Origin of the sequence: Enterobacter sp. KBR-315C3_2022 (assembly GCF_041399425.1) — a bacterium.
In the GTDB taxonomy this organism is placed as follows: domain Bacteria; phylum Pseudomonadota; class Gammaproteobacteria; order Enterobacterales; family Enterobacteriaceae; genus Enterobacter.
The window spans coordinates 297435-308629 of the sequence record NZ_JBGKEB010000002.1 but is presented as its reverse complement, the minus strand read 5'-3'; the positions used below and the strand labels follow the sequence as shown (position 1 = coordinate 308629).

The 11195-nt window shown below is 60.8% G+C and carries 11 protein-coding genes; 6 read left to right on the top strand and 5 right to left on the bottom strand.

Features of this window, described 5'->3' with window-relative positions:
* Positions 1-7 precede the first annotated feature (7 nt).
* From tssE to tssB, 4 genes are read right to left on the bottom strand one after another with little or no spacing between them, the layout of a single operon-like run.
* Positions 8-388 (bottom strand): type VI secretion system baseplate subunit TssE, encoded by a 381-nt coding sequence (gene tssE / locus AB8804_RS04210; protein ID WP_371183389.1) that lies wholly within the window; start codon positions 386-388, stop codon positions 8-10.
* On the bottom strand, positions 385-864 hold the full coding sequence (locus AB8804_RS04205) for an Hcp family type VI secretion system effector (RefSeq protein WP_371183387.1): 480 nt from the start codon (positions 862-864) through the stop codon (positions 385-387). Before AB8804_RS04205 ends, tssE begins: the two co-directional genes overlap by 4 nt.
* A 19-nt stretch (positions 865-883) precedes the next feature.
* A complete protein-coding gene (tssC, locus tag AB8804_RS04200; protein ID WP_112010408.1) occupies positions 884-2365 on the bottom strand; it encodes a type VI secretion system contractile sheath large subunit in 1482 nt (493 codons plus the stop codon).
* Between the two features lie 17 nt (positions 2366-2382).
* Entirely contained in the window at positions 2383-2895 is a 513-nt protein-coding gene (gene tssB, locus AB8804_RS04195; protein WP_371183384.1) for a type VI secretion system contractile sheath small subunit, read from the bottom strand.
* 599 nt (positions 2896-3494) lie between these two features.
* Between tssB and AB8804_RS04190 the strand changes: the two genes are divergently transcribed.
* The 6 genes from AB8804_RS04190 to AB8804_RS04165 are packed head-to-tail and all read left to right on the top strand — an operon-like array spanning position 3495 to position 10730.
* Positions 3495-3800, top strand: a complete 306-nt coding sequence (locus tag AB8804_RS04190; protein ID WP_371183382.1) for a hypothetical protein — start codon at positions 3495-3497, stop codon at positions 3798-3800.
* A gap of 14 nt (positions 3801-3814) precedes the next feature.
* Complete coding sequence (tssK, locus tag AB8804_RS04185; RefSeq protein ID WP_371183380.1) at positions 3815-5152, top strand: type VI secretion system baseplate subunit TssK; 1338 nt, start codon at positions 3815-3817, stop codon at positions 5150-5152.
* Positions 5133-5882, top strand: a complete 750-nt coding sequence (locus AB8804_RS04180; protein ID WP_371183378.1) for a DotU family type IV/VI secretion system protein — start codon at positions 5133-5135, stop codon at positions 5880-5882. The genes tssK and AB8804_RS04180 overlap by 20 nt, the downstream gene beginning before the upstream one ends.
* Complete coding sequence (locus AB8804_RS04175) at positions 5879-9421, top strand: type VI secretion system protein (RefSeq protein ID WP_371183376.1); 3543 nt, start codon at positions 5879-5881, stop codon at positions 9419-9421. Before AB8804_RS04180 ends, AB8804_RS04175 begins: the two co-directional genes overlap by 4 nt.
* Positions 9418-10341 (top strand): ImpA family type VI secretion system protein, encoded by a 924-nt coding sequence (locus AB8804_RS04170; RefSeq protein WP_371183374.1) that lies wholly within the window; start codon positions 9418-9420, stop codon positions 10339-10341. The genes AB8804_RS04175 and AB8804_RS04170 overlap by 4 nt, the downstream gene beginning before the upstream one ends.
* Positions 10338-10730, top strand: coding sequence for a DUF4280 domain-containing protein (locus AB8804_RS04165; RefSeq protein WP_371183372.1), 393 nt, complete (start codon positions 10338-10340; stop codon positions 10728-10730). Before AB8804_RS04170 ends, AB8804_RS04165 begins: the two co-directional genes overlap by 4 nt.
* A gap of 53 nt (positions 10731-10783) precedes the next feature.
* Here AB8804_RS04165 and AB8804_RS04160 read toward each other — a convergent pair whose 3' ends face one another.
* Positions 10784-11044 (bottom strand): DUF2534 family protein, encoded by a 261-nt coding sequence (locus tag AB8804_RS04160; RefSeq protein WP_112010401.1) that lies wholly within the window; start codon positions 11042-11044, stop codon positions 10784-10786.
* Positions 11045-11195 lie beyond the last annotated feature (151 nt).

The following is an 11195-nucleotide window of genomic DNA, read 5'->3' as shown; positions in this document are numbered from 1 at the left end:
GCGGAGGTTACCGCCAGCTGCCGTGCAGATAGGTCAAGTTCAGCGTCAGCGGCCTGTCGTCGTTGTGCAGCATGACGTCGAGATGCAGCGTCAGCGTCTGATGATGCGCCTCTCCGGCACGCACCGTGAGCGCCTGGATGCGCGGCTCATAGCGTAAGATGGCGGCGCGAAGCTGGCGGCAGAACCAGTCAAGCACCCGCTCATCGCCCCCGTTCAGGCCGTGCCACTCCGGCACGCCCCAAGCGAGCAGCGGCGGTAGCGCGTCGGCATCCGCCGGGGCGCGGGAGTTGAACAGTCGGCTCAGCTCCCGGCGCACCGATTCTCGCGGGGCGATCTCCTCATCCTGTAGCCTGTCAAACAGCGCGACCGGGATGGAGGATTTGATCATTTCTTATTCATCGCCATATCCCAGACGGAAGAAACATTGCCCTCTTTCTGCCCCCCCAGTTTCTGAGCGGTGATTTCCCATTTTATTTTGGTGAAGTTCAGCGACATGGTTTCGACCGGTTTACCGCCGGAACCACCGCTAACGCTCAGATGCGAGATAATCACGTTATCCAGGGTGTAAACGATAAATGGCAGCATTTTGGCGTCATCATTACGACATAGCGTCAGCACAGCTGTTTTCACCATCTTTCCGCTACAGCAGTATTCATTCAGTTTCGGCGTGGCAAGATCGACAAACTTAGTCAGTGACATTTCTCCGACATGCGCCCGTCCGGAGGTGCGTTCAGTGTTGCTGACGTCGTTGGTAACCTGCATCGCCACGTTATGGCTGAAGGACATAATTTCGATTTGGTCATTAAATCCTTCAACCTGACTTTCACCTTTAACATCATCGAGCTTTAAAAAAATCGCATCCATGGTTTATTTTCCTTTTTTATCATGCTGTTGCTGGCGGCGGCAGTTCAGCAACCAGGCGGATAGAGGTCGTCAACTCTTCCAGTTGGAAGTGCGGGCGCAGGAACACGACTGCGCGATAAACGCCCGGTTTACCAGGCACTTCACTCACGTCCACCCGCGCTTCGCGCAGCGGATAACGCGCTTTGATCTCCTGCGGGGCGCTGTCAGTCAGTAATACATAATCTGCAATCCAGTTGTTGAGATAGCGATCCACGTCATCGCGGCTCATAAAGCTGCCGACCTTGTCGCGCATAATCACCTTCAGATAGTGCGCAAAGCGGGACGCGGCAAGGATGTACGGCAGCATTGCCGAGATCCGCGCGTTGGCGTTGGCCTCCGGCGTGTTGTAAATCCTGGCCTGATTGGTGGTCTGCCCGCCAAAGAACGCGGCGGTGTTGGTATTTTTCTTATGGCACAGCGCGATAAACCCGAGATCGTTAAGCTCTTTCTCACGGCGGTCGGTGATGGCGATCTCCGTCGGGCAGCGCAGGCTGATGTCGCCGGACGGCGTGGCGAAGGTGTGCGCGGGAAGGCTTTCCACCAGGCCGCCCCCCTCCGCGCCGCGGATCGCCGCACACCAGCCGTACAGGGCAAAGGCTTCGGTAATGCGGTTGGCCAGCACCCAGGCGGCGTTGCCCCACAGGTATTTGCTGGCATCGAGGCCGTCTACGTCCTCAACAAAGTTGACGCCCTCCACCGGCACCGTATCCGGGCCGTACGGCAGGCGCTGCAGGACGTGCGGCAGCACCAGCGATACATAGCGGGAATCGTCGCTCTCGCGGAACGCCCGCCATTTGATTAGCTCGGTGCTCTCGAAGATCTTCGCCAGATCGCGCGGCACGTTCAGCTCGGCAAACGAGCCCATATCAAACAGGCGCGGGCTGGCAGAAGCGATAAACGGCGCATGGGCCGCCGCCGCAACCTGGGAAATTTTCTCCAGCAGCGCCACGTCCTGCGGATGGCGGCCAAACTCAAAATCCCCCACCAGCACGCTGTACGGATTGCCGCCAAAGGTGCCGTACTCGTCCTCATACAGCTTTTTAAACAGCGTGCTCTGGTCGAACTCCACCGCTTTTTCCAGATCGTCCTGAAGCTCTTTGCGCGAAACGTTCAGCAGGCGCAGCTTCAGCCGCGTGCTGGTTTCGGTGTTCATGACAAACTGATGCAGGCCGCGCCAAGAGGCCTCCAGCTTCTGCATATCGGGATGGTGCAGCACTTCATTAAGCTGGTCGCTGATAAGCGCATCGATCTGCGCGATACGGTGGTTAATCATCGCCACGGTGTCGCTCTCTATCGCCATCCCCTCGTCGAGGATCTGCGTCGCCAGCTCTTCCAGCATGTCGCGCGCGTAGGTCTGCTGCAGCTCATCGCGCGCCATTCTTCCTTCCTGGATAATGCGATCCAGCACGCTCAGCGTGACCGTCTGCCCGCCGGTTTCAGCTTGTTCCTGAACATTGTCCATTGCGCTTCTCCTTTCCGTTACGCGTTTTCGGCTGGTTTTTCTTCGGCTGCGAGTCTTAACGTCTGAAGCTCAGCGTTATCGTTGACCACCTGCTGCAACAACGCGTCCAAATCGTCGTTGCCGTCCAGCTTAGTCAGCAGATCGCGCAGGCGCTGCCTGGCCTGCAGCAGACGCTGAAGCGGCTTCACCTGGTTGATGATATTGAGGGGGGAGAAGTCATCAAATTCGCCAAAGTGCAGCTCAATGTTGAGCTTGCTGCCGTCGTTAGCGAGCCGATTTTCAACCTGCACGGCCAGGCGTGGAGAGAGGGACGAGAGCACATCATCAAAATTATCACGATCGATTTCGACAAAACGGCGCTCGCGTAATTTTTCAGGCGGCGATGCGGGCTGCCCGGATAAATCCGCTAAAATTCCCACGACAAGAGGAAGTTCTTTTTTCTCAATCGCGCCGCCCGTTTCAACATCATAGGTTATTTGCACGCGCGGTGGCCTAATACGGTTGAGTTTATGCTGAATGCTCTCTGCCATATTCAATCCTTTTTTAAAGCAATAGTATCCCTGGTGCTAAACCGGCAGCACCATTATTCGAAAACACGGTTTTTCTGAATAACTACGGCTAATATAAAAAACACAGCCAAAAATAAATATCAATCTAATTTTTTACTTTTTACACAAACTAAATCCATTTGATAAAAATCAATTAACTAAAAATTAACCATTAAATTTCAATGAGATATACGCAAACTTACCAACAAAGTTATATTTTCAGCTGAAATCATTCACCCCGCAAATGCTTTATTCTTAACATTTGCTTTCCGGAATATGCAGTGAATAATGATTTGCATCAAAAAACAAAGCGCCGTCATTAATTATCTTTTTTGAAAAGATATATACCCTAATCGACGCTGACAGAGGAATTGTTGGTAATTAACGCATGCCTCATATGAACTATGGCGGGTATAAAAGGATTTTATATGGCAATGGGTCAACGTCATGTAGCCAGATTAATATTCTGCGGTTTCTTAATTTTTCTGAATAGCGGCTGTTCGTTCTGGCAAAACCGGGTTGAATTCAAGGCTGTCGTAATTGAAACCGTTCCAGATGCAAATGATAACGCTCCAGTTGCGGTGGACATTGTCGCCGTTTCCGACCGCGCGCTGATCCCCACCGTGCAGGCGCTTACCGCAGCGCAGTGGTTCAACGCCAGATCGCAGCTGCTGCGCGACGCGCCGGACGGGCTCCGCGTCTGGTCGCTGGAGCTGGTGCCGGGTTCCCGCTTCGTTGCCAATGAAAATCCGCTGCAGGGCGTCCAGGCAGACGCGATCCTGCTGTTTGCCCGCTACCGCAGCGAAGGTGAGCACCGGCTACGCCTGGATAATGCCAATGCTCTGCACCTGTTACTGATGACCGATGAGGCCGTCCTCGCGCCCTGAACAAGGAAGATACGATGAGCACAATTCCGGCAATGGTCTGCTGGTATGAAGGAATGGCAATGCTGCCCCAGCATTTCCAGCTGCAGGCATTGCGTAATGAAACCCTTTCCGCCGCGCTTGCGCACAGCGCCAATCCCTGGTTCTGGGGCGTAAAACGGCTGCAGATCGATGAGGCGGCGCTATGCGCTGGCGTGCTGCGCATACTGCATCTGGAGGCCATCATGCCCGACGGTACGCCGCTCGATTACCGCATCGACGGCGATCCCCCGCTGGAGTTCGACTGCTCGCGCCTGCTCCCGGCGGCGCCGGACAGCGAGCATCGGCTCTGGCTGGCGCTGGCGCCGCACAGCCGCGCCGGAGAGTGGCAGCAGATGAGCACCCGCAACCGCTCCATTAACAGCGCGCCGCTGCCGGACCTGTGCAGCGGTGAATTTCCAGAAAGCATCCCCCTCTGGCAGCCCGCGCCGCGCCTGCTGATGTCGCACGAGCGCGCCGATTTCGTCTGCCTGCCGCTGCTGCAGGTGGTCTACACCGAAGGCGGTTTTCGTCAAAGCGAATGGTTTCCCCCCTCGCCCCGCATCAGCGAAGCGAGCTATCTCAGCCGCCACGCGCGCCAGATATGCCTGCAGGCGAGAGAGAAAATTCTGTTCCTGAGCCGGGAGATGCAGCTGGCGCAGCAAAATCAGCGCGGCGACGACTGGCTGTGGCTGACGCTGTCGCTACAGAGCATTCAGGGAACGCTGCCGCTGCTGGAAACGCTGGTCAACGGCGGTGAGCCGCATCCGCAGGATCTCTGGCGCGCGCTGTGCCTGTTCGTAGGACAGACGGCGATTCTGACCCAGGACAAAACGCTGCCCCTGCTGCCCGCCTTCGATTACCAGAACATGCATCCCGGCTTTGCCACGCTCTTTTCACTGCTGAGCGCACAGCTGGCGCACGTTCATCGCCGCTACCTCCGGCTCAGCTTCAGCAGAGTGGATAGCCACTTTTCCCTGCCGCTTCCGGCGGATGTGCACGCCGGGGAAGAGGTTGTCATCGGCATTCTGATGCCCAACGGCGACGCCGCCCGGGCCGAAGCGTGGCTCCAGCGCAGCCTGATTGCCAGCCAGCCCTTTTTGCCCATCCTGCGCCGTCAGCGAATGCACGGCATGCCTTTCGTCCCGCTGGCGCCACAAAAGCGCGGCGACTGGGAGACCGACGGCAGCATCGCGCTGTTCACCCTGACGCTGGCCCCCCAGTGGTTTGAAAAAGAGGCGCCGCTGGTGGTCGCGCCGCTCCATGAAACGGACGCGATGCCGCAGCAAGTGATGCTTTACCGACAGGAGGATCGCCATGACGCCCGCGGCTCCTGACATGCCCGCCAGCCGGCTGTTTGATGACGCCTTCTCCCGCTGGCTGGTGCAGTTCGACGGCTGGAAAAGCTGCACGCTGCCGCCCGATGCGCTGCATCTTCAGGCGTTTGAATACGCGAATCATCTCGTGGCGGAATACGGCCGACGCCTGACGCGCGAGCTGGGCTCGCCCTTTCAGCAGCAGATTGATGACGCCATTTACGCGCTGGTGGCGCTGATCGATGAAACGGTTCTTTACAGCGACTGGCCCGCGCTCGGCCTGTGGCAAAGCTGTCCGCTGGAATATCATCTGTGGCAAACCCACAGCGCGGGGGATCGGATCCCGCGCAAGATTGACAGCGTGCTCAGCGAGCGTCACCCGGGGCAGCGCGATGTCGCCGCGGTCTGGTTACGCTGCCTGACGCTCGGATTCGGCTCCCGTCGCGAGGATTTTAACGCCTCGTCCCGCCAGGAAACCTGCCGCCTGCTCTGGCTTTTCGCCTTCCAGTGCGACGCGCAGGCCGATGATATCGCCGAGCGCATGGCCTCGGCGTCGCTGGGCTCGCCCCTGCAGCTCCCGGCGCGCCGCCGCCTGCCGGACAATTCACAGCTGCACCTCATCGCCATTATCGTGCTGCTGGCGCTGCTGCTGCTGAGCCAGCGCCTGTGGTTCAGCATTGAAGAGGCGATTGGCGTCAACACGCTGCCGGATTTTCCGATCACCCAGTCCTGCCCGGGGGATGAAAAGTGACGCAACCCTGGCTGACGCTGTTGATTATCGTGCTGGTATTGCTGGCCCTTACGCTCTGGTGCGTCTGGTGGCAGTGGGAGTATCGCAACAATACCTTTATCCGCGCGCAAAAGGAGATCCAGCGCGCCTGCGGCGAACAGGATCCCTATGACGCTATGCGCATCCTGATGCTCGGCAACGAAGAGGACAACCGCCTGCTCTGCCGCAGCTGGTCGCTGACCGACGGCGCGGAAAACTGGTTCGGGCAGTGGTGGTTTAACCCGCAGTGCAGCCTGCTTTGCGTGCCGCAGGCGTTACAAACCGCCGGGAAAAAACGGCTTATCCGCCAGAGTGACTGGCAAAAACTGCTGGCCGCGCTGGTAAAAAGCCGCCCTCAGCGTCCGCTCGATGCCCTGGTTATCACCCTGCCGCTGGAGGCGCTGAACGGCGATGATGTCGCCCGCGCCAGCCTGCTGAACCACTGTCAGCAGATCCAGCAGGTATGCGGGCTGAGCCTGCCCATCTACCTTCTCATCAGCGGCATGGAATCGCTGGACGGCACCGCCGCGCTGCTGGCGCAGCTCCCGCCGGAGGCACGCCGCAGCCCTGTCGGCAGCGCGATCCCCGCGGCGAGGGAAGCGGTCTGGAAGCCGCAGTGGATCGACGATGCGCTGGACAACACCCGGGCTGCGCTGCGCCAGACCGTTACCGAGCTCGGCGCGCTGCAGGGAAATACGCCGCCAGCGCTGTTCCGGCTGCCGGAGTCTATTCCGCCGCTCGCCGCGCCGCTCCACGACTATTTTGACACGCTGTTTAACAGCAACGCCCGCGACGAGCCGCCGCTGCTCAGGGGGATCTGGTTTGTCGCCAGAACCCTGACGGAGGACAAACCGCAGATGCAGTTTTGCCAGGCGCTGCTCGCTGGAAAAATCGCCGCGGAGCGCGGGCTCGCCCTGCCCGTACGCCGCCTGCTGCGCCTGAACCTGCGCCGCCATTTTATTACCCTCGCCTGCTACAGCTGCCTTTGCGTCGCGTGGCTTATCGCCATGATCCTGAGCTGGCGATACCAGTATCCTAACGCCCAGCTGCTGCACGACCGCCTGCAGATACTCGCGGCGCAAACCGTCCGTGCCGATGCCCCCGGCGAGCGCTCCGCCGCCCTGTACTGGCGCGTGCTAAACGCGATCCCGCAATGGCAGTTTCGCTCCGTCGTCTGGCCCGGCTCGCTGTTCAGCCGTACCGATACCAGGCTGCGGGAAACCTTCAACAGCGCCACCCTCAGCAGCCTGCTAGTGCCCGCGACCAACGGCATTTGCCTGCAAAATCAGGAAAACGACGACCGGGACGGGGACGATCTGCTGCCGGAAGAACGCTACCGGCAGATCCAGCACCTTCTGGCTCAGGTAAAGCAGATGGAGTCGCGCTATCTGCCCTTGCTGCAGCTGATGCAGGTAAAAAAACCTACCGTGCAGACGCTTGCGACCGTCAGCGACAGCGTCTGGGGCGTAAGGGTCGACGCCGACTCGCTGCCCTCGCAGGAGGCGCTGAACGCGATGTTCGCGACGCTTAACCTTTCTCGCCTGCGGTTGCCCGATGCCAGCGAACTGACCCAGCGCAACAGCGCGCTGTTTTCCCGCGAAACCCTGCGCTGGCTGGAGCAGAACTATGGCAACACCAGCCTTGATGCCAATGAAGAGCAGCTCGAGCAGCTGCTGACGCTGTTCAGCAACGGCACGCGCGTCACCCCGCTGTTCGTGCGTTCGCTGGTCCGCCAGGTGAGCCGCCTGCAGGGCACGCTGACGACGATCAACAACCTCAGCCGCGACGCCACGCACACGCCGATCCGCCTGCCGCTGGACGAGCTGCTGGCCCAGGCCCGCGCGCTGCGGCTGATCGACAACGGCGTGATTGGGGCGGTACTGCGTCACGAAGCCCTGCTGCGCCAGCGCTTTCTGGCGCAGGTCGACGGCTCCCGGCTGCACTTTTCCTCCCTGACCGAGCAAACGCCGGAAGGCGATTTCAACGTGTCGCCGGATATTCTGGCGCTGCAAAAAAGCCTGCGCGATCTGCTGAATCAGCCCTTCTGGCAGCAGGGCGTTAACCCGGATACGGAACCTGACGCCGGATATCCTGGCAACCTGCAGCTTCAGCAGGCGCAGGCGCTGTACGCCGGGTATGAGCGCTTTATGCAGCAGCTTCCGGACAGCGTCTGGCGCCCGAGGCTGGCCCAGCTGGCGCAGCAGGCGGCGGAAAACGCCATGCGCCAGGCGCTCTACGCGGGCGCGGCCAGCGTGGCGCAAAGCAACGCTATCAGCACCGCCAGCGCGGACCGGGTTATTGACGCGTTCGGCCAGCTTAATCGCCCTCAGGCCGCCGACGCGCTGCGCAGGCAAATTGCCGCCCAGGTGATAGCCCGGGTGCGCCAGGACGGCAGCGCGCTGCTTCCGGCGGTGGATCCCCCGGCCGTCAGCTACGCCACCGCCGAACAGGCGCAGGCCAGCGGGCAGAAGGCGGCAGGCTGGGCCGCCGCGCAGGCGGAGCAAATCACCGCGGCGTTGACCCGCTATCAGCAGGACATTGACTGGCTCGACAGGCAGCGCGGCTGGCTCGCGCCGGAGGAGAATCAGCCGATCGCCCGCTGGAGCAGCTCGCTTCGGGCCATGCGGCGCATGCAGGAGCAGGATCCGGGGAGCCCGCCGGCCCAGATGAACGCCCTTGCCGCCGCGCTCCCGACGATGAGCGCGCAAAACTGCCGGGACGAACTGGCGCAGTACGGCGCGTCCGGCGGCAATGATTTTTACAGCCAGTCGCTGAACGCGCTGGTTAACGCCTCGCAGCAAAAGTGCCGTCAGCTGCGCCAGCAGGCGAGCATCGGCGCGACGCAGAAAATTTTCACGCTCTACAACGTCTGGCTGTCGGGGCGGTTTCCCTTCACCGCCGTGCCGCACGCGCCGGATGCGGACGTCGACCGGGTGCGAGAGCTGAACGAGCTGCTCGCACAGCTTCCGGCGGAGGCGCTATCCGAACAGCCGCCGCTGATTCAGCAGCTGGCGGCGGCACGGCCGCTGCTCGCCGCGCTGGTTGCGCCCGAAGGGGTGACCGTGCGGGTTATCTGGCGAACCTCGCGCCAGCGCGAAAGCGGCGCGGACCAGATAGCCGACTGGCGGCTGAGCGGCAATCAGCAAAGTATCAGCTATCCGGGGGGAGCAACCGATCTCCAGTGGCGCAGCGGCGATGGCCTGAGCTTCAGCCTGCGCTGGGCCGCGAACTCCGCCTGGCGGCCACTGCCGGGCAGCGCGCAAGCCAGCGTGACGGTAAGCGGAGATACGGGCCGCTGGCGCTGGCAGGGGGCGTGGTCGCTGCTGAGAATGATTGGGGAACAGCGCGTGGGCGGCGCGCTGGCGCAGCCTCTGCCGCTGCGCTTTACGCTTCCGGTGGGCGAGGGTCATCAGCAGATGCAGGCGACCGTCTTTTTGCAGATCGCCCTGCTGGATAGCAAAGAAAAGACGCCGCTACCGTGGATCCCCCTAACCGAACAGGGATTATCAGGAGGACAATGATGGAACATATCGAGGCGCTGCTGGCGCCCATTGCGGCAGATAACCGCTGCGGAGATCCAATCCGCTACTCGCCGGCGTTCGACAGGCTGGTCGCCGCCCGGCAGCAGGATGACGAAACGCTGCCCACCGGCGTCTGGCAGAGCACGCCGCGGCGCGCCGACTGGGAGAACGTTGCGAGCATCGCCGTTGAGCTGACCGAAACGCTGAGTAAGGATCTGGTGATTATGGGCTGGCTGGGCGAAGCGTGGATCCGAACGCGCGGGCTGACCGCCCTGCCCGACGCGCTGGCGCTGGCGACGCTGGCGCTTGAACGCTACCCGGAGGAGCTGCATCCGCAGATCAAAGAGGGGGATTACGACTATCGCGCCGCGCCCCTGCGCTGGATGGCGCAGCACTACGCCGCGCTGATTGCCGAGGCTCCGCTCTTTTGCGTCAACGGGGAAAACGTCTCGTTAGCGCAGTGGCAGCAGGGCAAGGTTGCGGCGATCCCACTGCCCGGCGCAGACGCCGCGCAGGTTCAGGCGTTGACGGAAAGCCTGGGGTGGCTTACGCGCCTTAATGCCGTATGCCAGAGCTGGCCCGCCGCCTCGGCCCCCTCCTTCAGCGCGCTGGAGCAAAAAATCAAAACGGGCCTGCAGGCGCTGGGGAGCGCTGCGCCGCAAGCCCCACCGCCGCTGGCAACGGAGACGCCGCCCGCGGCCAGCGAGGTTATAGCGTTTGCGGATCGGGAACAGGCCTATCGGGTGATGAAGCAGGTGGCGGATTACCTGGCGCGCACCGAACCGCACAGCCCGGTACCCTATTTGCTGTACCGCGCCTTTGCCTGGGGGCATATGCCTCTGCCGGAGCTGCTTTCGGAACTGATTAACAGCGATGAATCCGCCCGCCGACTGTGGCGGCAAATGGGGGTGTTACCATGAGTTGTCCAGGAGTCTGTACCGGCGCAGTCATGCAGTGTTCATTCGGCGTCGCGCCCGCCACGCTGAACGTCCTGCCGGTCAGCCGAACCATCGTCAACAACATGCCGATGGCAAATATTATGGATAACAAGCCGTTTATCAATATTTTGCCCTTCGGGATGTGCAACAGCATCGCCAACCCGACCGTAGCCGCGGCCACCGCGGCGGCGCTTGGGGTTCTGACGCCGATGCCGTGTATTCCATCGACCGTTGCGCCCTGGATGCCGGGCTCGCCAACGATAGTGGTGGGCAATGCGCCCGCCCTCACCGCGCAGTCACAGCTAATATGCATGTGGGGCGGCGTGATTCAGATAAGCTTCCCGGGGCAGGTCACGACGGTGGTGGCGTAGACGAGGTGCCGACGCTCTTCAGGGGTGAAAGGCGTCGGCGTCGTTCAATACGCTCAGTGCTTGTCGCGCCCGCCGAGGAAGAAGATGCCCAGCGGAATGGCAAGAAGAACGGTGAAGACCAGGCTGTAAACAAAGATCATCGCGGATTGCAGCACGAACATGCTGGTCGTCCACTGCGACAGCGGAATGTTGTACTGTTCAATCACGCCAACGATGGTTGCCCGGCCAACGCACGCTGCGGCAATCATAAAGACCACCAGCAGAGCGAGGAGAAATTTGCGCCCTTCGGGCGTTTTCAGTTTTTCGCGAACCATGTCTCAATTCCCTTTACAGATGAATAACAATATCTGGCGCTTAAAATAACACGATCCTTCCCCTGACTCCACATCAGCACAAACCACCAAACAACGCCATGACAGGCAGTGCATCACGCTATTCATTTCGAAAATATAAGTAAATCACTCC

Excerpts from the sequence above, each read along its gene's own strand:
- tssE (WP_371183389.1), bottom strand. The coding sequence starts at position 388 with ATGATCAAATCCTCCATCCCGGTCGCGCTGTTTGACAGGCTACAGGAT.
- AB8804_RS04205 (WP_371183387.1), bottom strand. The coding sequence starts at position 864 with ATGGATGCGATTTTTTTAAAGCTCGATGATGTTAAAGGTGAAAGTCAG.
- tssC (WP_112010408.1), bottom strand. The coding sequence starts at position 2,365 with ATGGACAATGTTCAGGAACAAGCTGAAACCGGCGGGCAGACGGTCACG.
- tssB (WP_371183384.1), bottom strand. The coding sequence starts at position 2,895 with ATGGCAGAGAGCATTCAGCATAAACTCAACCGTATTAGGCCACCGCGC.
- tssK (WP_371183380.1), top strand. The coding sequence starts at position 3,815 with ATGAGCACAATTCCGGCAATGGTCTGCTGGTATGAAGGAATGGCAATG.
- AB8804_RS04180 (WP_371183378.1), top strand. The coding sequence starts at position 5,133 with ATGACGCCCGCGGCTCCTGACATGCCCGCCAGCCGGCTGTTTGATGAC.
- AB8804_RS04170 (WP_371183374.1), top strand. The coding sequence starts at position 9,418 with ATGATGGAACATATCGAGGCGCTGCTGGCGCCCATTGCGGCAGATAAC.
- AB8804_RS04165 (WP_371183372.1), top strand. The coding sequence starts at position 10,338 with ATGAGTTGTCCAGGAGTCTGTACCGGCGCAGTCATGCAGTGTTCATTC.
- AB8804_RS04160 (WP_112010401.1), bottom strand. The coding sequence starts at position 11,044 with ATGGTTCGCGAAAAACTGAAAACGCCCGAAGGGCGCAAATTTCTCCTC.